General features: G+C 61.8%; 20 protein-coding genes. 13 read left to right on the forward strand and 7 right to left on the reverse strand.

What is annotated here, in order from left to right:
* The first annotated feature begins 108 nt into the window (after positions 1 to 108).
* Positions 109 to 1,467 (forward strand): MATE family efflux transporter, encoded by a 1,359-nt coding sequence (locus tag F8N43_RS03525; RefSeq protein WP_150653228.1) that lies wholly within the window; start codon positions 109 to 111, stop codon positions 1,465 to 1,467.
* A 150-nt stretch (positions 1,468 to 1,617) separates the two neighbouring features.
* Complete coding sequence (locus F8N43_RS03530) at positions 1,618 to 2,592, forward strand: alpha/beta fold hydrolase (protein WP_150639366.1); 975 nt, start codon at positions 1,618 to 1,620, stop codon at positions 2,590 to 2,592.
* 108 nt (positions 2,593 to 2,700) lie between these two features.
* On the opposite strand, the gene phnE is transcribed toward F8N43_RS03530, so the two are convergent.
* The 4 genes from phnE to F8N43_RS03550 are packed head-to-tail and all read right to left on the reverse strand — an operon-like array spanning position 2,701 to position 5,931.
* Positions 2,701 to 3,468, reverse strand: coding sequence for a phosphonate ABC transporter, permease protein PhnE (phnE, locus tag F8N43_RS03535; RefSeq protein ID WP_150639367.1), 768 nt, complete (start codon positions 3,466 to 3,468; stop codon positions 2,701 to 2,703).
* Complete coding sequence (locus F8N43_RS03540; protein WP_150639368.1) at positions 3,465 to 4,292, reverse strand: PhnE/PtxC family ABC transporter permease; 828 nt, start codon at positions 4,290 to 4,292, stop codon at positions 3,465 to 3,467. The genes phnE and F8N43_RS03540 overlap by 4 nt, the downstream gene beginning before the upstream one ends.
* The gene (locus F8N43_RS03545; RefSeq protein WP_150639369.1) at positions 4,286 to 5,083 is read right to left on the reverse strand and encodes a phosphonate ABC transporter ATP-binding protein; all 798 of its coding nucleotides are present in this window, start codon (positions 5,081 to 5,083) and stop codon (positions 4,286 to 4,288) included. The genes F8N43_RS03540 and F8N43_RS03545 overlap by 7 nt, the downstream gene beginning before the upstream one ends.
* Positions 5,080 to 5,931, reverse strand: coding sequence for a putative selenate ABC transporter substrate-binding protein (locus F8N43_RS03550; protein WP_150634354.1), 852 nt, complete (start codon positions 5,929 to 5,931; stop codon positions 5,080 to 5,082). Before F8N43_RS03550 ends, F8N43_RS03545 begins: the two co-directional genes overlap by 4 nt.
* A gap of 295 nt (positions 5,932 to 6,226) precedes the next feature.
* On the opposite strand from F8N43_RS03550, the gene F8N43_RS03555 reads away from it, so the two are divergent.
* From F8N43_RS03555 to F8N43_RS03600, 10 genes are all read left to right on the forward strand, one after another.
* Entirely contained in the window at positions 6,227 to 6,667 is a 441-nt protein-coding gene (locus tag F8N43_RS03555; RefSeq protein WP_150634355.1) for an Ohr family peroxiredoxin, read from the forward strand.
* Positions 6,668 to 6,735: 68 nt separating this feature from the next.
* The gene (locus F8N43_RS03560) at positions 6,736 to 7,188 is read left to right on the forward strand and encodes an Ohr family peroxiredoxin (RefSeq protein ID WP_150634356.1); all 453 of its coding nucleotides are present in this window, start codon (positions 6,736 to 6,738) and stop codon (positions 7,186 to 7,188) included.
* Positions 7,189 to 7,457: 269 nt separating this feature from the next.
* Positions 7,458 to 8,027 carry a YceI family protein gene (locus F8N43_RS03565; protein WP_150634357.1) on the forward strand — a complete coding sequence of 190 codons (570 nt, stop codon included), beginning with the start codon at positions 7,458 to 7,460 and terminating at the stop codon, positions 8,025 to 8,027.
* Positions 8,028 to 8,147: 120 nt separating this feature from the next.
* Positions 8,148 to 8,693: a sigma-70 family RNA polymerase sigma factor gene (locus tag F8N43_RS03570; RefSeq protein ID WP_150634358.1), complete on the forward strand. Its 546-nt coding sequence runs from the start codon at positions 8,148 to 8,150 to the stop codon at positions 8,691 to 8,693.
* On the forward strand, positions 8,690 to 9,649 hold the full coding sequence (locus F8N43_RS03575; protein WP_150634359.1) for a FecR family protein: 960 nt from the start codon (positions 8,690 to 8,692) through the stop codon (positions 9,647 to 9,649). The genes F8N43_RS03570 and F8N43_RS03575 overlap by 4 nt, the downstream gene beginning before the upstream one ends.
* Positions 9,650 to 9,874: 225 nt before the next feature.
* Positions 9,875 to 12,373 carry a TonB-dependent siderophore receptor gene (locus F8N43_RS03580; protein ID WP_150634360.1) on the forward strand — a complete coding sequence of 833 codons (2,499 nt, stop codon included), beginning with the start codon at positions 9,875 to 9,877 and terminating at the stop codon, positions 12,371 to 12,373.
* A 160-nt stretch (positions 12,374 to 12,533) separates the two neighbouring features.
* On the forward strand, positions 12,534 to 13,043 hold the full coding sequence (locus F8N43_RS03585) for a sigma-70 family RNA polymerase sigma factor (RefSeq protein WP_150636115.1): 510 nt from the start codon (positions 12,534 to 12,536) through the stop codon (positions 13,041 to 13,043).
* A gap of 6 nt (positions 13,044 to 13,049) precedes the next feature.
* On the forward strand, positions 13,050 to 14,003 hold the full coding sequence (locus tag F8N43_RS03590) for a FecR domain-containing protein (RefSeq protein ID WP_150634362.1): 954 nt from the start codon (positions 13,050 to 13,052) through the stop codon (positions 14,001 to 14,003).
* Positions 14,004 to 14,117: 114 nt separating this feature from the next.
* Positions 14,118 to 16,604, forward strand: a complete 2,487-nt coding sequence (locus F8N43_RS03595; protein WP_150653229.1) for a TonB-dependent siderophore receptor — start codon at positions 14,118 to 14,120, stop codon at positions 16,602 to 16,604.
* 247 nt (positions 16,605 to 16,851) lie between these two features.
* Complete coding sequence (locus F8N43_RS03600; protein WP_150653230.1) at positions 16,852 to 17,544, forward strand: GNAT family N-acetyltransferase; 693 nt, start codon at positions 16,852 to 16,854, stop codon at positions 17,542 to 17,544.
* Between the two features lie 227 nt (positions 17,545 to 17,771).
* Here F8N43_RS03600 and F8N43_RS03605 read toward each other — a convergent pair whose 3' ends face one another.
* Positions 17,772 to 18,890, reverse strand: a complete 1,119-nt coding sequence (locus tag F8N43_RS03605) for a P1 family peptidase (RefSeq protein ID WP_150636119.1) — start codon at positions 18,888 to 18,890, stop codon at positions 17,772 to 17,774.
* Between the two features lie 161 nt (positions 18,891 to 19,051).
* A complete protein-coding gene (locus F8N43_RS03615; protein WP_150653231.1) occupies positions 19,052 to 20,155 on the reverse strand; it encodes a polyamine ABC transporter substrate-binding protein in 1,104 nt (367 codons plus the stop codon).
* Positions 20,156 to 20,266: 111 nt separating this feature from the next.
* On the opposite strand from F8N43_RS03615, the gene F8N43_RS03620 reads away from it, so the two are divergent.
* Entirely contained in the window at positions 20,267 to 21,040 is a 774-nt protein-coding gene (locus F8N43_RS03620; RefSeq protein ID WP_150634367.1) for a helix-turn-helix transcriptional regulator, read from the forward strand.
* Positions 21,041 to 21,184: 144 nt separating this feature from the next.
* Here F8N43_RS03620 and F8N43_RS03625 read toward each other — a convergent pair whose 3' ends face one another.
* Positions 21,185 to 22,120: a class I SAM-dependent methyltransferase gene (locus F8N43_RS03625; RefSeq protein WP_150634368.1), complete on the reverse strand. Its 936-nt coding sequence runs from the start codon at positions 22,118 to 22,120 to the stop codon at positions 21,185 to 21,187.
* Positions 22,121 to 22,170 lie beyond the last annotated feature (50 nt).

A 22,170-nucleotide genomic window follows, 5' to 3' on the forward strand; every position in this document is an offset into this window, starting at 1 on the left:
GCGGAATGGATCGAAAACATCGCCAAAACATTCATTCAACTTTGTTCATCACCGCTAACGCTATCCTCTAGAATCCCAACCTCTGCAGTCGAGACGGACCTCCACCCAATGCAAACCCCCACCGCCCAACACCCCCTCTGGAAAACCTACCTCCTTTTCCTGGCCCCCATGGTCCTCTCCAATTTCCTCCAATCCATGTCGGGCACTATCAACAGCATCTACATCGGCCAAATGCTCGGCACCCAAGCCCTGGCCGCCGTCTCGGGCATGTTCCCCATCGTGTTCTTCTTCATCGCCCTGGTCATCGGCCTCGGCGCGGGGGCGGGCGTGCTCATCGGTCAAGCGTGGGGCGCGCGCGAACCGCATCTGGTGAAAACCATCGCAGGCACAACGTTGCTGTTGGGCGCAATCATCGGCCTGACGGCGGCGGTGCTGGGCAGCGTGTTCGCACGACCCGCCTTGCAAGGCTTGGGTACCCCGGCCGACGTACTCGACGACGCCGTCTCCTACGCCCACGTGATGATGTGGATCATGCCGTCGCTGCTGGTCTACGTCCTCTTCACCCAACTGCTGCGCGGGGTGAGCGATACGGTGTCGCCGCTGATTGCGTTGGTAGTTTCTACTTGCATCGGTTTGGCGCTGACGCCGGCGTTGATTCGCGGTTGGTTCGGGTTGCCGATGTTGGGGATTCAGAGTGCGGCGTATGCGGGGTTGGTGGGTAACCTGTCGGCGATGGCGTGGCTGGCGTGGCGGTTGATCAGCAAGGGGCATCCGTTGGCGCCGGATCGCGAGATGTTTGCAGCGATGCGCCTGGATCGGGTGATTCTCGGCAAGGTGTTGCGCATCGGCTTGCCGACCGGGTTGCAGATGGTGGTGTTGTCGGTGTCGGAGCTGGTGATTCTGGCATTGGTGAATCAGCACGGTTCGCAGGCGACGGCGGCATATGGGGCGGTGACGCAGATCGTCAATTACGTGCAGTTTCCGGCGTTGTCGATTGCGATCACGGCGTCGATTCTTGGCGCTCAGGCGATCGGGGCAGGGCGCATCGAGCGCATCGGGCCGATTCTGCGCACCGGGTTGTTGATCAATGTGTGCCTCACCGGTGGCTTGGTGCTGTTGGGCTATTTGTTGTCGCACTGGTTGCTGGGGTTGTTCCTCACCGAGGATGCCACGCAGGCGATGGCCGAGCACTTGCTGCACATCATGCTCTGGAGCCTGTTGGTGTTCGGCTTCCAGGCGATTATCGGCGGGATCATGCGCGCCAGCGGCACGGTGCTGGTGCCGATGGCGATTTCGATTGTGTGTGTGCTCGGGGTGCAGTTGCCGGTGGCGTATGTGCTGGACGGGCAGTTCGGGTTGCAGGGTGTGTGGATGGCGTTTCCGGTGGCGTATCTGGGGATGCTGGTGTTGCAGACGCTGTATTACAAATTGGTGTGGCAGCATCAGAAAATTGAGCGGTTGGTGTAGCGCTTTTCCGTACGGCTGCGCATGAAGAGGTATCGCTAAGTAAGATCGGCCGCGAGAGATACAGGCCATTACAAATCCGATACGTGGGGGATACATCGAGGTGGCAGTGTTTGCCCATACCTCCTGTCCACTCTTCAGTCGGAGCCCCCGATGAATAAGTTGCTGTCCGCCCTGGCCCTGGGTTGCACGTTGGGCCTGTCGCTTGTCAACACTTCCCACGCCGCCGAACCGGTGGGTCATTCCTCAGATCAGTTGGCGGTGGCCTACCGCAGTGTCAAGGTTGATGGCCTGAGCATTTTCTATCGTGAAGCCGGTCGTGCGGATGCACCCACCTTGTTGCTGCTGCACGGTTTTCCCAGTTCTTCACGCATGTACGACCCGCTGCTGGCGCGGTTGGCACAGCACTATCATCTGGTGGCGCCGGACTACCCGGGGTTCGGCCATAGCGATGCGCCGGATGCCAAGGCATTTGCCTACACGTTCGATCATCTGGCCAGCGTGATGGAGCATTTCACCGAAGCCCTCGGCCTGAATCGTTACGCGCTGTATGTGCAGGATTACGGCGGCCCCGTCGGTATGCGAATGATGCTCGCCCACCCTGAACGCGTGCAGGCGCTGATTGTTCAGAATGCGGTGTCCCATGAAGCGGGCCTGGGGCCGCTGTGGCAAAAGCGTCGTGAATTCTGGGCCAACCGGGCCGCCAACGAGGCGGGGTTGAGAGCGAGCTTTTTCTCGTTGGCGACGACCCGGCAACGGCATGTCGGCGCCAACCCGCAGGTCGAGGTGTTCAACCCGGACCTGTGGACCGACGAATTCAATTTCCTCAATCAGCCAGGGCAGGCCGATATCCAGAGTGACCTGTTCTATGACTACCGCAACAACGTTGCCAGCTATCCGAAGTGGCAAGCGTGGCTGCGCGAGCATCAACCGCCGACGCTGGTGGTATGGGGCCAGTTCGATCCGTCATTCGAGGTTGCAGAAGCGGAGGCTTATCGCCGGGATTTGCCCAACGCCGAGATTCATGTGCTGGAGGCGGGGCATTTTGCGCTGGATGAGAAGCCTGATGAAATTGCGCGTCTGGTGGGGGATTTCCTCGGCAAGCACGTGAAGACAACAGGCATGTAGAGCGAAGGTACTTGGATTTTTCCCTGCGGACCTCGCAGAGAGAGGCGAGCGATCCCGGGCAGCGCTCCGGTCATGAGTGACAACGTCAATACGCATCACTTTGGGCACTCACGCCTGGACCCAGCGCTGCCGACTCCAGCTGCTCAAGGTATCGACGGCGAACACCAGGATCAGCATCGCCAGAATCACCGTGCTGGCTTGTGCTTCCTGAAACAGGCTGAGGCTGACATAGAGCATTTGTCCCAGGCCGCCGGCCCCGACAAAGCCGAGCACACTGGCCATGCGGATGTTGTTTTCCCAACGGTACAGGATGTAGGCCAGCAGCTGTGGCAACAGGTTGGGCAGGGTGCCGTAACAGAATGCCCACACGGCGTTGCCGCCCTGCAAACGGATGGCGTCGGCCGGTTCGGACGGGGTGTTTTCCAGCGCTTCGGCGAACAGCCGGCCGAGCACGCCGGTGGTGTGCAGGGCCAGCGCCAGCGTGCCGGCATTGGGACCTAGACCGGCGGCAAGCACCATCAGCGCGGCCCACACCAGTTCCGGCACCGCGCGCAAAGCGTTGAGTGCCAGCCGTGATGCACTCTGTAACGGCCAGCCGAAACGCCCGGCCGCAGGCAATGCCAAGAGCAAACCCAGCACCGCCGCGAGCAGGGTGCCAAGGGCGGACATGGCGATGGTTTCCAGGGCGCCATGGGCGATGGCTTGCAGATGATTGGGGCTCAAGTCCGGGCTGAGAAAGCGCTGCGCATAAGCGCCCATCTGGTTCAGGTTGCCGGTGCTGCCGAGTTCGCCGAGATCGATGCCAAGGTAGATGAACGAGGCGATGACCGCGCCGCCAATGCCGAGCAGCAGGGCCAGGTTGAACAGGCGATTCATGCCAGCCTCCAGCGCAGCAGGCGGCTGAGTTGATCGGCGAGCAGCACCAGAACCAGGAACGTCAGCAGCAGACTGGCCACTTCACCGCCGGCGAACATGCGCAATGACAGGTCGATTTGCTGACCCAGGCCGCCAGCGCCGACGAAGCCCATCACCACCGAGGCGCGGATCGCACATTCCCAGCGATACACCGTGTACGACAGCAGTTCCGCCGAGACATTGGGCAGGATCCCGTAGCAAAAGGCCGCCAGCCGACCACCGCCGGATTGCAGCAGCGCATGGGCGGGGCGTTGATCAACCGATTCGAAAATCTCCGCGTAGACCTTGCCCAGCATGCCGCTGTAGGTAATCGCGATCGCCAGCACCCCGGCGGTCGGACCAAGGCCGACGGCACGCACGAACAGCAACGCCCAGACGATTTCCGGCACGCTGCGCAGGAAAATCAGCAGCCCGCGCACCGGCCAGCGCAGCAGTTGGCCCCAATAGCTCGGGCGACCCGCACGCGACGCCGCCGACAACGACAGTGCTCGGCTGGCCAACAGGCTGGCGGGAATCGCCAACAGCAACGCCAGGGCCATGCCCGCCGTGGCGATGGCCAGGGTTTGCAGGGTGGCTTGCAGCAACAGCTCGATGAACGGCTCATCATGAGCCGGTGGCCAGAACGCGGACACGAAACGGCCCATTTCGTTCTGGCTGTCACTCGCGATCAGCACACTGAGGTCCAGCTCGCTGTAGTGGATGCCCGGCCACAGCAGGGCGATGGCCAACAGGCTGAGCAACAGGCGCGGCAGGGCGGCCGGATCGCGGGTGGCGTATGTCAGCATCGGGGAATCTGCACACTCAAGTGAGCGGGAGGCACCGGCGAGCGTTCCAACTGCTCGTTGGCGTAGAGCGAGTCGAGCCGCTCGCGGTCGACGGCGCTGGCCGGCAGGTCGAACATAATCTGCCCGTCACGCAGGCCGATGATCCGTGAAAAATGCGCCAGGGCCAGCTCCACCGCGTGCAAGCTGGCGACCAGCGTAACGCTGTGCTCTCGGGCATGGCTGCACAGCACCGACAGGGTGTGCTCGGCCAGCACCGGGTCCATGGCCGAGACCGGCTCATCGGCCAGCAACACCTCGGGCGCCTGGTACAACACCCGGGCAATGCCCACGCGCTGCAACTGTCCCCCGGACAACTGCTGGCATTGCGAAAACAGCTTGTCGCTCAGGTCCAGCCTGGCCAGGGCCGCGCGTGCCCCCGGAATATCCTGCGGATACAGCAAATTCAGCAGGCTCTTGCCCAATCCCCATTGACCCAGTTTGCCGGCCAGAACCGCCGTGACCACACGCTGGCGCGGTGGCAACGGCGGCGATTGATGGATCAAACCGATGCGTGCGCGCAGGCGTTGACGCTGACCGGCCGACAGCTGCCAGGCGCGTTCGCCGAGCACTTGCAGCTCGCCGTCGCCCGGTCGCAGGGCGGTGGCGAGCACGTTGAGCAGACTCGACTTGCCCGCCCCGGACGGGCCGATAATGGCGACCTGTTCGCGGGCCTGGATGTGCAGGTCTACGCCACGCAGCGCCTGAACGCCGTTGGCGTGAGTAAGGCTGACCTGGGTCAGATGCAACGTCATTTGAGCAGTTCGGCAGCGCGGGCGGCTTCCTCGATACCCTTGTAGTTGTCCGGGCTGGTTTCGATGAATCGGCTGGCGGCCTGCAAATCCAGAATCTCTTTGTCCTTGGGATTCGCCGGATCAAGTGCGAGGAACGCGGCTTTGATCTTGGCCGCCAGCGCCGGGTCGAGGGTCCCGCGCACGGTCCAGTTGTAGTCGAAGTAGGCGGGGGTGGTCGCAAACACTTTGACCTTGTTGGTATCGACCTTGCCGGCCGCGACCAGTTTTTCCCACACGCTGGCGTTCAGCACTCCGGCGTCCACCTTGCCGGCCTGGACCCAGGCGACCGTGGCGTCATGGGCGCCGGAGTAGCCGACGCGGCTGAAGTAGGCTTCCGGCTTGATGCCATCCTTCAGCATGAAGTAACGCGGCATGAGACTGCCCGATGTCGAGGAGACCGAGCCGAAGGCAAAGGTCTTGCCCTTGAGGTCGGCGAGGGATTTGACGGCGGGGTCGGCGGTGATGAATTTGCTGGTGAACTGGGCATCCTGTTCGCGCTGTACCAGCGGAATCGCGTTGCCGGTTTTCAGGCGCGCCTGCACGAACGTGAAGCCGCCCAGCCAGGCCATGTCGATCCGGTCGGTGGCCAGCGCCTCGACCACGGCCGGGTAATCGCTGACGGGTACGAACTCGACCTTCATGCCCAGTTGCTGTTCCAGATAGGCGCCCAGCGGCTTGAATTTGCGCAACAGTTCAGTGGGGGCTTCATCGGGAATCGCGCTGACCTTCAGGGTGTCGGCGGCTTGCGACAACAGGGTGCAAAAAGACAGGGCCAAGCCGGCAGTCAATGCCAGGGTACGCTTGAGCATGAAAATTCTCCGGTGCATTTACGGGACACTATAGAGCCGCCGGGCACACGCAGGTGACGGCAAGGCGTTTTGTGAAGTTAGACGAAGCGTAGCGAGGCAGATTGTATTTGGCCTGGGTGCAAGTGTGACGTGGATGTCGGCGGGGGGGAAGCCGATGCAGCAAATACCGTTCGTCGACGAGGTGCGTTACCACCTATTGACACCCACGAGTGTCTGCGAGAATATTGATCCATCGCACACGACATAATCGAACGCGACAAGAAATCAAACCCATTGCACCGCAGAGGATTCACCCATGAGCAAGATCGAAAAAGTCCTGGCCACCGGCAAAACCCACACCACCGCCAGCGCTGCTGGCGGCCACAACGGCAACCTCGACATCACCCTGTCGACACCCGGCAGTGCCAAGCCTGCTCATGTGTTCGCCGCCACCCAGCCGCACCCGGCTGCCGAGCAACTGTTCGCCGGTGCATGGTCGGCTTGCTACACCGCTGCTGTCGGTCTGGTGGCCAATGATCTGAACGTGGTGCTGCCAGCGGACTTTTCCGTCGACATCGAAGTCGACCTGGGGCAAACCGGTCCGGCCTACTTCCTTCAGGCGCGTTTGACTCTGCGCGTACCTGGCCTGCCGCACGACGTCGCCACCACGCTGGCGCACACCGCTGATCAGATCTGCCCGTACTCGAAAGCAACTCGCGGCAATATTGATGTGGCACTGAACGTCATCACGGTTTAATTTTTGTATAAAAATCGCGTGCGATAAAAGCGCACGCGAAAACAAATTCCCTATTGAGAGCTTTCATCATGAGCAAGATCGAAAAAGTCCTGGCCACCGGCAAAACCCACACCACCCCCAGCGCAGCCGGTAACACGTCGCGTGGCCATAACGGCAACCTCGACATCGTGCTGTCCTCGCCCGGCAGCGCAAAACCAGCGCACCAGTTTTCGAACATTCTGCCGCACCCGACCGCCGAGCAATTGTTCGCCGGCGCCTGGTCAGCCTGCTATAGCGCCGCCGTCGGCCTGGTGGCCAAGGAGCTGGACGTGACACTGCCGGCCGACACGGCGGTGGACATCGAAGTTGATTTGGGCCAGACCGGTCAGGCGTACTTCATCCAGGGTCGGTTGACCCTGCGCGTACCGGGCCTGTCGAACGAGATCGCCACGAAACTGGCGCATGGCGCCCATGAGATCTGCCCATACTCCAAAGCCACCCGTGGCAACATCGACGTGGCGCTGAACGTCATCACCGAGTGAGGCCGCGCACGACCGGTTCGATTTCGCCCGGCGAGTCGAACCGGCCGCCGTCCCGGTCGATATCGATAAGCGTCAATAGGGCGACGACGTGCTCTTCAGCCACTGCTCAAAACGTGTCGCGCCCACGATCGGATTCGCGCCCGGCGTCAGGTGGTCGGCGCCGACAGTGCGGACATGGCATAAACGGCGATTTTTTGCTTTAGTCCACCTGTGGCTGGCCACCGTGTGCAGCACCCTCACTGCAATCGGGCGTCCCGCCGGAGCATCCCATGACCCTTCGTTTTACGCGTTCTGCTGCCGTGTTTGTCGCGCTCTCGTTCGGCGTGTTGTCGTGCGCCGATGCCGTTGAATACAAGCAGGTGAATGCGTCCGCCAGCACGCTTTCTTTCACCTACAACCAGTTCAGTTCACGGGTTTACGGCACGTTCGGCAAGTTTGAAGGCACGCTGGATTTCGACACGGCGAACCCCTCGGCGGCCCGCGCCGGGCTCACCATTGAACTCGACAGCATCGATGCCGGAAGCAACGACGCCAATGAAGAACTGAAAAAGCCCGCGTGGTTCGACTCGGCCACTTATCCGCAGGGGACCTTTGAGTCGACCGGTGTGAAAGCCCTGGGGAACGACCGATATGCGATCACCGGCAATCTCACGCTCAAGACCATTACACGCGCTGTGGAAGTGCCGGTCCTGCTGAAGTCCGAGAGCGGCATCGGGATTTTCGATGGTCAATTGACGCTCAAACGCAGCGACTTCAAAATCGGTGCCGGCGAGTGGGCGGACACGGTGGTTTCCGACGATATCAACATCAGGTTCCGGATGGTTGCGCCTGCGCAATAGCCGTTTAGCGTGCTGTGCAGCGTTGTGCTTCACTGCGTCTTTTCGTCGCTTGCCCTGCCATGGTTTTGCTGTCATCGTTTGCGCGACTGGTAATCTTTCTTATTTGAGAAATTTTTGCGTATGCGCGATTTTTCCGTAGCGGATGACGACTTTTCCCGTCGTCAGCGGACATTCACCGACCTCTATAGCGATCACCATTCCTGGTTGCATGGCTGGCTACGGAAAAAACTCGGCTGCTCGCACCGTGCGGCCGATCTGGCCCATGACGCGTTCATTCGCGTGCTCACCCTCGCCGAGCCTCACACCATCAAAGAGCCGCGGGCGTTTCTGGCGACCATGGCCGGACGCTTGTTGATCGATGGCGCCCGACGCCGACGGATCGAGCAGGCGTACCTCGAGGCGCTGGCGATCCAGGCGCATGACGCCGGCATGCCCGACCCCGAAGCGGTCCATGTGGCGCTTGAGGCACTGGAAAAAATTGCCGTGATGCTCGCCGGGTTGCCGGAAAAGAACCGTGAGGCGTTCCTGCTCAGCCGGCTCGACGGCCTCACCTACAGCGAGATCGCGATTGAGCTGAAGGTGTCGGCCAGCACGGTCAAGAATTACGTCGCCGGTGCGCTCGTCCATTGCTACAACACCTTGTACGGTGCGGAACAGCCGTCGTGACGAGCACTCATCCACCCTCAGAACAGATGATCCTCGAGGCGGCTTACTGGCTGACGTTGTTGCACGACGACCTGGCCACGGAAGCCGACCGCGCGGCTTTCGACACCTGGTGCAAAGCCGATCCGCGCCATGCGCTCGCGCTGGAGCGCATGCAGGCGTTGTGGGGCGGTTTTGACGAGCTGCCCGCCGCGCCTGCACGCGTTGCCCTCAAGCAGGCCTTTGCGCGGCCGGGCCCGAGAGTGTCGGGTCGTGGCGCCCAGGCGATTGCGCTGCTGGGTGTGTTGGTCTGTGGCTGGATCGGCCTGGACAATATGCCGATATGGCTCGCCGATCAGCGCACTGGCGTGGGCGAGCGGCGTGAGGTGGCGCTTTCGGACGGCAGCCATATTCAACTCAACAGTCATTCGGCGCTGGACGTGAAGTTCGACGGCAAGCAGCGCGTCATCGAGTTGTTGGAAGGGGAGATGTGGGTCGAGGTGGCCAAGGACGCCCGACGTCCGTTTGTGGTGCGCACTGATCAGGGCACCGCGACGGCGCTCGGTACGCGCTATCTGGTGAAGCGCGCAGCCGATGGTTCGACCGTGGTCAGCGTGCTGGAGTCCGTCGTTGCCGCCAAAGCCAACGGCGCCGAGGCAGTTAACGTTGCGGCGGGCGAGCAAACCACCCTCAAAGAGGGCCGGGTGCAAGCACCGCAACCCCTCGGCAACGCCCATCCGGATGCCTGGACTCGAGGCCTGCTCAAAGTCGATGACCGCCCGTTGAGCGAAGTGCTTCAGGCCCTTGCCGGTTATCGACGCGGCTTGGTGCGATACGACGAGCAGGCGTTGCAAGGGCTGCGCGTCTCCGGCGTGTTCCGCCTCGACGACACCGATGCTGCGCTGGCGACATTGGCGGACAACCTGCCGATTCAGGTCGAGCACTTCACCGATCTACTGGTGGTGATCAAACCCCTCTGAAACCCCAACCTGCAGGCGCCGGCTTGCCGGCGATCCAGGCGACGCGGTGTGTTTGACGCGCCGCCATCGCTGGCAAGCCGGCTGCTACAAGGTGGTGCGTGAAGGCAGCAACATCGTTTCACCCCCACGCCCAAAAAATATTAATGCAAATCGATCGCATTCGTTGTCTGTTTTTCCGACATGGCCGTCATGGTTAGTAACGCCTTCCATTTCGCAGGATTTCCCATGTCACGCTTTGCTCGTCCGTTGCACCCACTGGCGCTTTCAGTGGCGATGGCTTTTGTCGCGGCGCCGCTGTTGGCTGCCGAATCGTCGGTCTCTGGTGCACACGCCAGTAGTGCTGTGCGCAGTTTTTCAATTCCCGCCGGGGATTTGAGCCAGGCGCTGAACAGCCTGGCCGAGCAGGCGGGGCTGGTGTTGGCCTTCGATCCTGCGTTGACGCGGGGCAAACGCAGCAACGGCCTGAACGGACCCTTCAGCACCGGCGATGCCATCACGCAATTACTTCAGGGCAGCGGCCTCAGCGCTATCGCGCTGTCGGCCACGCGCTATCGTATCGAGCCTGCGCCCGAGGCGGTCGAAGGTTCTCTGGAGTTGCAGGCCACCAACATCAACGGTGCCTATGCGAGCGAAAGTCCGACCGGCCCGGTGGCGGGTTATGTCGCGACGCGTGCGCTGTCGGCGACCAAGACCGATACGGCGCTGAACGAAACGCCGCAGTCGATTTCCGTGGTCACCAAGGATCAAATGCGTGCCCAAGGCGCGGAAAACCTCAATCAGATTTTGCGCTACACCGCTGGCGTGATTCCCGAAACCCGTGGCTCTACGGCCTCGCGACTGGATCAGATGACCATCCGTGGATTTTCTCCGGCGGTGTATCTGGATGGCTTGCGCATGCCGGGCAGTCGCGATGCCTCGCCGCAAAAAGACTCGTTTGACCTGGAACGCGTGGACGTTTTGCGCGGGCCGTCGTCGGTGCTGTACGGGCAGGCCAGCCCCAGCGGGGTGGTGAACATGGTCAGCAAGCGGCCGCTGGATACGCCCTTCCATGAAATCGGCGTCGAGTACGGCACCTTCGACAAGAAACGCACGACCTTCGATTTGAGCGGCCCGCTCGACGATCAAGGCGTTTACTCCTATCGCCTGGCCGGTCTGTACGACGAGGCCGATGGTCAACTCGAACACACCGAAACCCAGCGTCAGTCCATGTCATCCGCGTTCACCTGGCGCCCGAGCGACGACACGTCGCTGACGCTGCTGGGGCATTTCCAGAAAGACCCGAAGGCGGCGTCGTACGGCTCGATACCGGCGTGGGGCTCGGTGTTGCACAGCCCGACCGGGCGTGACATCGATGTCGATTTCTATGACGGCGACAAGGATTTCGAGAAGAGTGACCGCGAATATTTCTCCCTCGGTTATCTGTTCGAACACCACATCAACGATGTCTGGACCGTGCGTCAGAACGCGCGTTACCTGCGCAGCGAAGGCGTTTATCGCAGCCTCTACAACAGCAACCTGCGCGCCGATTACCGCACCGCCAACCGGTCGACCATTGCTACAGACGTCGACCTGGATTCTTACACCCTCGACAACCAGGCGCAGGCCAAATTCGACACCGGACCCGTGCAACACACCGTGCTGTTTGGTGGCGATTATCAGAACACCAGCACCGATACCAAATCCGGTTTCGGCACGGGGCCGACGCTGGATATCTTTGACCCGGTCTATGGCGTTCCGGTCGTCACGCCGGCGTTCACTAGTGACGCGACGCAGCGTAACCAGCAGAAAGGCCTGTACCTGCAAGACCAGATCAAATGGGACAAGTGGGTGTTGCTGATGGGCGGCCGCTACGACTGGGCGACCAACCACAACAGCTCGATGAACTTGCGCAACAACGTCAAGACCAAAACCTCTCTGGACAGCGAGGCGTTCACCGGCCGGGTGGGTCTGGTCTATCTGTTCGATAACGGCCTGTCTCCGTACATCAGCTACGCCGAATCCTTCGAACCGCAGTCGGGCACCGGCTACGGTGGCTCGGTGTTCAAACCGACCGAGGGCCAGCAATACGAGGTCGGGATCAAGTACCAGCCACCGGGCAGCAACAGCTTTATCACCGCGTCGGTCTTCGACCTGCGCCAAAGCAACGTGCCGACACTTGATCCGGACCCGACGCACCTGTGCGGTACCGGGCGTTGCCAGGAACAGAGCGGTGAAGTGCGCTCCCGTGGCTTCGAACTCGAAGGCAAGGCCAGCCTCAACGACAACCTGGACATCACCGCCGCGTACGCTTATCTGGACAACCGCATCACTAAATCCAACAGCACCGTCAACTACGCGCCGCTGACCGATATCGCCGTCGGCCCGGCCGTGTCCGCCAAAGGCACCACCAACTATGGCGTGCCGCGTCACACCGCCTCGGTCTGGGCGGATTACACCTTCCATGACGGCGTCGCCAAAGGCTTCGGCGTCGGCGGCGGGGCGCGTTACGTCGGCTCTTCCTGGGGTGACACCGCCAATACGTTGAAAGTCCCGGGCTACACGTTGCTGGATGCGGCGGTGCACTACGACATCCCGCACATCAACAGCCTCAAGGACAACCTGCGCCTGGCGGTGAACGCCAGCAACCTGGCCAACAAAGAGTACGTCGCGTCCTGCTATTCCTACTCGTGGTGCTGGTATGGCGCACAGCGCACGGTGCAGGCGAGCGCGACGTACCAGTGGTGAAACGCTGACAGATCCCGCCGATCCATGCCCCGTCATCCATACGGATTCGGGGCGTACCGACGCCATCGCCGAAGGCGTTGCAGGATCGGTCTTGCAAACATGCAGTGCCCTGGAAGAAAATGAGATTCATTATCAAAAAATCCTCCTCCGGGCCTTTTCCATGTCCTCCGTCGATCTCTCGCTGCAACACGCCGTGCATACGCTTTACGAGGACCATCATTCATGGCTCTGCGGCTGGCTGCGCAAGCGGCTCGGTTGCGTCGACAACGCGGCGGACCTGGCGCAGGACACCTTCCTTCGCGTGCTGACCCAGCGCAAGGCACCGCAGTTGCGTGAGCCGCGTGCCTACCTGAGTACGGTGGCACGCAGCTTGATGATCGACATGTTCCGGCGTCGGGCGCTGGAGCAGGCCTATCTGGAAACCCTCGCGCTCAGCCCGGAACCGGTGGAGATTTCCCCCGAAACCCGTTCGTTGATTATCGAAACCCTGATGGAAATCGACCGCTTGCTCGATGGCCTCGGCGGCCGGACCCGGGAAATTTTCCTCATGGCGCAGCTCGATGGTTTGAGTTACGTGGAGATTGGCCGGCGTCTGGGCGTCTCGGTGACCACGGTGAAGAAGCATGCCGTGCGGGCCCTGACGCATTGCCTGCTGCTGGTCGAGGACTGAAGCGCCATGCGTGCCCAATCGCTGGATCATGCAACCCTCGAAGCTGCCGCGCGCTGGTACGTCGACTTGCGCGGTGAGGTGCCCGATGACGCCACCCGTGAAGCCCATCGGCGTTGGCTGGAGCGTGATCCGCGCCATGCGCAGGCGTGGGAACGTCTCGCACGCTTGCAGGACAAACTCGGGCAAGTCGCCCCAGGCATCGCCCGCCCGACGTTGACCAGCGCCCGTGCCAAACGGCGTGACGTGCTCAAGGTCCTGTCGATCCTGCTGGCGGCGGGCGGCGCGGGCACGCTGGCCTGGAACACCACGCCACTGCCGACGTTGATGGCCGACCAGCGCACCGGCACGGGCGAGCGTCGCCGCCTGCGTCTGGATGACGGCAGTCAACTGCAACTCAACACCGCCACCGCGGTGGACATCCGCTACAGCGACACCTTGCGAGAAGTGCGTTTGCTCAACGGGGAAATTCTGATTGAAACGGCGCGTGACGATCTGGCGCGGCCCTTCATCGTGCACACGGCCGAAGGCAGCATCCGCGCGTTGGGCACACGGTTTATCGTGCGCTGCGAAGCGGGGCGCACGCAGGTCTGTGTGCAGGAGCATGCCGTCGAGGTGCGCACGGCCAGCCTGACTGGCCCGCCAGTGCGAGTGGACGCCGGCCAGCAAATGAGTTTTGCGCACGACAGCGTGGCCTCCGTGCAATCCGCCAACCCTCAGGCCGATGCCTGGACCCGCGACATGCTGGTGGTCAATGACTGGCGTCTGGGCGATTTCATCCTTGAGTTGCAGCGCTACCGTCCGGGCCACCTGGGGTGTGATCGCGCAGTGGCGGCGTTGCGTATTTCCGGTGCGTTCCACCTCGGCAGCACCGACACCATTCTGGACAACCTGACCTCGACATTGCCCGTGCGCATCCGTCGCTTCAGTCGCTATTGGGCGAGTGTGGAAGCGGTTGGATGACGTATCCGAAAAGAATTTTCAATGAGGGGTTGTTGATTCTGATTCTCGTTCGACTTTGTAGGTAGAGGCGCAATAGTCGCCGCCAATCACTGCCATCGGGCGAAAGGAAACTGCATGACCCCTCGCAATCCCTCTATCCGTTTTTCTGCTTTGAAACTGTCCGCCAAACCCTTGAACCGCGCCGTACATGCCGCATTGCTCGGCATGGCGCTGACGGTTCCTGTCGGTTTCGCGGTGGTGGCGCAACCCGCTTGGGCACAAGCCGACGTCGAAACGCAATTTGACATCCCGGCAGGTTCGCTGTCGTCAGCATTGACCCAATTCGCCTCCACGGCAGGCGTGACGGTTTCGTTCGAGCCAGCCTCTGCCGGTGGTCAGAAAACCGCAGGGCTGCGCGGTCGATACACGGTCGATGCCGGTTTGCGCCAACTGCTCGCCGGCAGCAAATTGCAGGCGGTGCGTCATGACAATGGCAGTTATTCACTGTTGCCGGTGGTGGAGGGCGCGGCGTTGCAACTGGGGGCGACGAGCATTTCTGCCCAGGTTGTCGAGTCGGCCTATGGCCCGGTAGAGGGTTACGTCGCCACCCGCAGCGCCACCGGCACCAAGACCGACACACCGATCCTGGAAATTCCCCAGGCGATCAACGTGGTCACCGCCGCTCAGGTCGAAACCCAGGGCGCGCGCAACCTGACCCAGGCGCTGCGCTACACGCCGGGCCTGAACACCGGAGGCTTCACCGACCGCAACTCGATTGCCGACGAGATCACCAGCCGTGGCTTCGCACCGACCCCGTTGTACCTCGACGGTGCGTACATTCCTTACGCCGGCAGCCTCGGCGGTGCACCGCAAATCGACCCATATACCCTGGAACGCATCGAAGTGCTCAAAGGCCCGTCCTCGGTGCTGTACGGGCAGAACCAGCCGGGCGGCCTGATCAACCTGGTCTCCAAGCGCCCGACCAGCGAACAGCGCAGCCAGGTCAAACTCGGCGCGGGCAGCTACAACCGGGTCAACGGCGCCTTTGATACCAGCGGCCCGATCGACGATCAAAAGGCATTCACCTATCGCCTCATCGGTGTCGCGAACAAAGGCAACGAACAGGTCGAGCACACTCACAGCGAACGCATGCTGCTGGCGCCGAGCCTGACCTGGACGCCGAACGACGACACGTCGCTGACCTTGCTGGCGCAGATCCAGCGCGATGACGGGCTCGAAGATTATCAGTCGCTGCCAAGGATCGGTTCGCTTGATCGCGGCCCTACCGGGCAGAAAATCGACCGGGATTTTTTCTCCGGCGACACGCGTTTCAACGACTACAAACGTGATCAGTACGTCTTCGGCTACGACTTCAGCCACAACCTCACCGACGACCTGAAATACCGCTCGACCGCGCGTTACACCGACGTGCGCGACCGCTACAAGGGCCTGTACCTGCGCGCCTTCGCCACCGACGCGGCGGGTGACACCGATTACACCCGCGTCAGTCGCACCAAGGTCGACTGGCGCCAGCACAACATCGCCTACACCCTCGATAACAACCTGGAATATAAATTCAACACCGGCGCCCTCGAACACACCACGCTGGCGGGTGTGGACTACCGCCATTTCAACCGCAAGTACGACGGCCTCAACGCTTACAACGTGACGCCGGTCAACCTCTACGGCAAGAACAACTTCGACACCAGCAGCGCGGTCCCGGTGCTGGATACGAAGTGGGACAACACCCTGCGCCAGACGGGCGTGTACGTGCAGGACCAGATCAAACTGGATCAGTGGATCCTGACCATCGGTGGTCGTGAAGACTGGGCGGAAATCGATAACAAGGACATCCTCGCCCGCACGGTCGCTTCACAGCGCGACCATAAATTCACCGGGCGCGTGGGCCTGACCTACGTCACCGAGTTCGGGCTGGCGCCTTACATCAGCTATTCCGAATCCTTCCTGCCGACCATTGGTACCGAGGCACCGGAGCGCGGCGGCAAAGCTTTCGCGCCGACCGAGGGCGAGCAATACGAAGTGGGTGTGAAGTACCAGCCGTTCGACAAGACGCTGATCACCGCATCGGTCTTTCAGGTCAAACAGAAAAACGTACTGACCGGCGACGACGACTACCCACAGTATCAATCCCAGGACGGCGAAGTGCGTTCACGCGGCGTCGAACTGGAAGTCAAATCCAGCCTCGACAACATCGACGTGCTGGCGGCGGCGACCTACATCGACTCGTTCTACACCAAGAGCACCTATGGCGATGAGGGCAACCGCAACGAAGCACAGGCGCCAGTATCAGCCTCGTTGTGGGCGGATTATCACTTCACCCAAGCGGCACTCAACGGCCTGACCTTCGGCGCGGGTGCGCGGTACACGGGACGCAAGCCGGGTGATTCGTCGCACTCGTTCGAGGTGCCGTCGTATGTCGTCTACGACACCACGATCCGTTACGACCTGGGCAAACTGGACCCGAGCCTGCGCGGTTTACAGACCCGCCTGAATGTACAAAACGTCTTCGACCGCGAGTACGTCTCGGACTGCAACTACTCGTTCGGTTGCTACTACGGCCAGGAGCGCGTGGCGTCGGTGGAAATGTCTTACGACTGGTAATCCCTCATTCTGTAGGAGCCAGCTTGCTGGCGATGGCGCGCTCAAATTTTGCACCCGTCTCCCGGCCGCCATCGCTGGCAGGCCAGCTCTTACAGTGGATCTCCATACGGCAAAGCTCCCTTGCAGTAGCCGGCTTGCTGGCGATAGGGCCGGAACATCCGGCGTGGCTGCCAACTGACACGCCACCCCGGTCGCGTCGGCGCGTTATGATAGGCGCGTCCGCCGCCAGAGTCAGAGCAGAGCCACGATGCCCCAGATCACCCACTTCAAAACCCCGTGCCCCGAGCACCTCACCAGCCAGATTTTGCAGATGGTGGTCGACAACCTGACCGACATCAGCATGGTCGCCATCCCGCCGAGCAACCTGTTGTACAACGTGTATCAGTACGCGATCGGCTATGAGGTTCACCTCTATCTGGAGGCGCTGAACGGGGCGAAAGGGGTGTCGGTGGAGTTGCTGGTCGCGACCGATGTGGACGATCCGGAGCAGGTCATCGGCTTCTTGCTGTACCTGCCGATCAAGGACGATCCCGAGGCGTGCGGCGTCGCGTACATGGCGGTGCAGTCCGGTCATCGGCGTCAGGGCGCGGCGCGGCGGATGCTGCGGGAAATGGTCGGCCGCTATCCGCATGCCGAGCTGACTTGCGCGGTGGCCAAGGTGCCTTGGTTCGAGTCGATGGGCTTTCAGGTGCTGGGTGCGCGCGGTACGCAGGTGTTGATGAACACCCGTGACCATCGCTCTGACGGCTTGATGGGGCTGCTCGACGTGGCGTCGATCTACAGCTCGCTGGAGGTGCGGCAGATTCATACGTACCTGCTGCAAAAACACGGCAAGCGGGCGATGCTCGATGCGGAAAAACAGCGTGACCGGCATCTGGATCAATTGACGCACAAGGCCAGTGAGTTTGTTCGCGAGCGGTGGGGCGATGGGGCACGCTGACCGCGCCACACCCGACCATTCAATCAACTGTGGGAGTGAGCTCGGTCAGCGTTCTCCTACAGTTTGAGGTGTTCGATGAATTCGGGAACACCGCAATCCAGTAGGAGTCGGCTTGCCGGCGATAGGGCCGTGAGCCATGCCTCAATTAACTGATCAGGCGTAAAAATCCAGACAGACGTCTTTCACTGTCAGTCTGCGCGCGCCTTCCGGTGGACATCCTGATCCCGTCAAGCCTGTTCGCCCGGCCAGCCCGCCCGCCGCAATGCGTTGAGCAATGTTTCAGCGTCCAGTCCCGGCACCGCATGGCCATTGCCTTCGGCGGTGTCGCTGGCCAGCAGCGCATTGATGATCGCTTCTTCAACGGCTTCGGTGGCGGCCAGGAACAACTCGCTGATGTGGTCGTTGTTGACCATGCGCAAGTGGTCGCAGGTCGGCGCCTTCTTGCTCTCATAGGCTGCGGGAGGCACATCATTGCCGGTCGCAAAGGCAATGAAGATATCGCCGCTGTGGTCTTCGTTACCGCCACCGGTCCGCGCCAGACCGAGGCTGGCGCGCTGGGCGAGGCGGGTACATTGATGCGGCAGCAACGGCGCATCGGTGGCCAGGCACACCACAATCGAGCCCATGCCCGGATGCGGCAGCGATGCCTTGAGGAAGGGCGAGTCGGCCTTTTCCATGTAGCGCCCGACCGGGTAACCGTCGACGCGCAATTCGTTGCGGATGCCATGGTTGGCCTGGACGATGGCGCCGACCGTCCAGCCCCCCTGAGCTGAATTCAAACGTCGCGAAGCCGTGCCGATGCCCCCCTTGAATTCGTGACAGATCATGCCGCTGCCGCCACCCACCGCACCTTCTTTCACCGGCCCGTTTGTCGCCGTGCGCAAGGCTTCGGCCACGTGTTCGAGTTTGACGTGAAAGCCGTTGATGTCGTTGAGCAAGCCATCGAAGGTTTCCAGCACCACCGGCATGTTCCAGTAAAGTCGCCCGTCATCCGGTTGCTGTTCGCGGTCCAGCACAATCAACGCATCACGCACCACGCCCAGGCTGTGGGTGTTGGTGAAGGCGATCGGGCTGGTGAGCAGGCCGGCCTCGCGGATCCATTCCAGACCTGTGGCGTCGCCATTGCCGTTGAGCACATGGACGCCGGCAAAACACGGTTGCTGGCTGGTGGAACCGACACGCGGTTCGATCACAGTGACGCCGGTCAGAATGTCGCGACCGTTGGCGGTGCGACCTCGCACATTGCTGTGGCCGACCCGGACGCCGGGCACATCGGTGATGGCATTGAGCGGGCCGGGCTGCAGTTGGCCGAACTGGAGGTTCAGGTCGCGGGCACGTGGTTTCATTGTTTCTCTCATCTTCAATTCGTGGCAGAAAAAAGTGGTTGGATCTGACGCGGACCCTGTGGGAGCGGGCTTGCCCGCGATGAGGTCGTCACATCCAACATTGATGTCATCTGACACACCGCCATCGCGGGCAAGCCCGCTCCCACAGGTTTACGGCACAATTACTGCCCGTTTTTGACTTTGCTCCAGATCCGCGTACGCACGCGCTCGGTAGCCGGCGGCAGCGGCTGGAGGGTGAATAACGTGGCCAAGGCTTCGGCGGACGGGTACACCGCCGGGTTGTTGCGAGTCGCTTCGGCCACCAGCGGTGTGGCGCTGCGGTTGCCGTTGGGGTAGGACAAGTGATCACTGACCGGGGCAATCACTTCAGGGCGCATCAGGTAGTCGATGAAGGCCAGGCCCTGCTGCGGGTGCGGCGCGTCCTTGAGCAACACGAGGGTGTCGAACCACACCGGCGCGCCTTCTTTCGGCAGGCTGTAGGCGATCTTCACGCCGTTGTTGGCCTGCTCGGCGTTGGTCTTGGCTTCCAGCATCGCACCGGACCAACCCACCGCGACGCAGATGTTGCCGTTGGCCAGGTCGCTGATAAATTTCGAAGAGTTGAAGTAGGCAATGTGCGGACGCAGTTTGAGCAGCAGCGCTTCGGCCTTCTTGTAGTCCTCGGGGTTGGTGCTGTTGGGCGGCAGGCCGAGGTAGTGCAGGGCAACCGGCAGCATCTCGGACGGCGAGTCGAGCATGGCCACGCCGCACTGGCCGAGCTTGGCCAGGTTGGCTTCGTTGAACACCAGGTCCCAGGAGTCCACCGGCGCCTTGTCGCCCAGCGCGGCGCGCACTTTATCGACGTTGTACCCGATGCCGTTGGTGCCCCACAGGTATGGCACGGCGTACTGATTGCCCGGATCGTTGTTGGCCAGTTTTGCCAGCAGGTCCGCATCCATGTTTTTGAAGTCAGGCATCTGCGCGTGTGGCAGCGGCGCCAGGGCGCCGGCCTTGATCAGCGTCGGCAGGCTGAAGTTGCTGGCCACCATCACGTCGTAGCCGCTGCGACTGGTCAGCAGTTTGCCTTCCAGCACTTCGGCGCTGTCGAAGGTGTCGTAAACCGGCTCGATCCCGGTGTCGCGCTTGAAGTCATGCAGGGTGTTGGGGCCGATGTAGTCGTACCAGTTGTAGACATGAACCGTCGGGCCCTCGGCCGCTACCGCCGACAGCGAGACGCATAAACACGCGCTCAGCCCGAGATTGATCTGTTGATGGCGACGACTCATGATGCGGCACTCCTGGCCTGCTGCAGGCCGGTGATGAACAGGTGCTTGCAGCGTATCGGCAGGCCGGGGACTCACCCATTCCCATCATGGGTTACTCGAAAGGGGTAGAGCGTGGACGCGTTGCTGAAAGAGTTGCCGATGCACCAGGGCCTGGCGCGGGTGTTTGGCGCACTGGGCCAGGACGGTTTCTGGCGCGCGCTGGTCGACACGCTGCGGTTGCTGGTGCCGCTGGACAACGCATTGGTCGCGGTGATGCGGCCGGGGCGCGTGCCGCGCCTGCTGATCGATTTCGACGCCAAGGGCAGCGCCGATGAGCGTGAAGAACTGGCCGGTTACAGCGCTGGCATGTACCTGCTCGATCCGTTTTATCAGGCTGCGTGTGCAGGCATTGCCGATGGTTTGCACAGCCTTGAATCGGTGGCGCCAGACCAGTTTCAGCAGAGCGAGTACTACCTGAGCTACTTCCGCTCGGTGGTGGGCGGTGACGAGTTGCAGTTCATGATCAACGCCGACGATGCCGTGCTCGGGTTGTCACTCGGTCGTTCCACGCGTTTCAGTCTGCAAGAGCAGGGCCGTCTGCTCTGTGTGCGCGACTGGGTGTTGGCGGCGATGCGCCGTCACCTGCAATTGATGCCAGCGGAGGGCCCGGCGGTCGAGGCGCTGGCCGGGGATCTGGCGACCCTGCTGGATCGCTTTGACGCACGCCTGACGGTGCGCGAAATCGAGACGGCGCGTCTGATTCTTCAGGGCTTTTCAAGCAAGGCGATTGCCCAGCAATTGGGGATTTCGCCGGAAACGGTGAAGGTGCACCGGCGCAATGTCTATCACAAGCTCAATGTGAATGGGCATGGGGAGTTGTTTGCGTTGGTGTTGCAGCCGCGCTGAACCTTGGCGATTGGCGATTGTCAGTTCAGCGAAAACCCTGTGGGAGCGGGCGTGCCCGCGATGCCGGCGTACCAGCCGACATGAAGGTTGAATGTGCAGACGCTATCGCGGGCAAGCCCGCTCCCACAGTAATCGCGCTCGGTATTACTGCCGGAACACCAACGCCTTCAACCCGCATTCGACATCCGCATCCGGAAACTCCGGCGGGTTCTCCAACCGTTGCTCGAACCGCAGGCTCGGCGCTTCGCGCATGACGCCATCAATCAGGAAATCCGCACCGAACGCCGGGTCGTTCATGCAGGCCAGCACCGTGCCCTGTGGCGTGAGCAATTCCGGTAACCGACGCAGCACGCGCTGGTAATCCTTGGTCAGCAGAAAACTGCCTTTCTGGAAGGACGGCGGATCGATGATCACCAGATCATAAGGCCCTTTACCGATCACCTTGCCCCAGGACTTGAACAGGTCGTGGCCGAGAAAACTCACCTTGCTCATGTCGTGGCCGTTGAGCCGGTGATTATCGCGGCCACGGTTCAGGGCCGGGCTGGACATGTCCAGGTTGACCACGTGTTCGGCGCCGCCCTCGATGGCCGCCACGGAAAAACCGCAGGTGTAGGCAAACAGATTCAACACGCGCTTGCCCTCGGCATTGGCGCGCACCCAATCGCGGCCGTAGCGCATGTCGAGGAACAGCCCGGTGTTCTGCTTGCGGCCCAGGTCCACACGATAGCGCAGGCCGCCCTCGGTGATGGTCATGTCATCGATGACTTCCCCGACCAGCCATTCGGTGGTGCTTTGCAGCAGGTAACGATGTTGCAACGCCAGCGTGTGCGCGCCGGATGTCGCCCATGCGGGCGACCGGGAGATCTGCAGCAGCCGCTGTTTCAAATCTTCCAGCTGCGCCGATTCGGGCTCCTTGAACAGCGACACCAGCACCACGCCCTGCAGCCAGTCGACGGTCAATTGCTCCAGCCCCGGCCAGCAGCGACCTCGACCGTGAAACAGTCGGCGGGTTTCTGCGGGAGCCGCGGCGAGGGCGGTCAGCAGATGGTCGTGGAGGGTGGTGAGCGCTTCTGAATTCATCGGGTGGTGTCGGTCATTGGAGGGGGCGGCATTTTAACCACAATTGCCAC

The sequence above is a fragment of the Pseudomonas fluorescens genome (assembly GCF_902498065.1).
GTDB lineage: Bacteria > Pseudomonadota > Gammaproteobacteria > Pseudomonadales > Pseudomonadaceae > Aquipseudomonas > Aquipseudomonas fluorescens_BJ.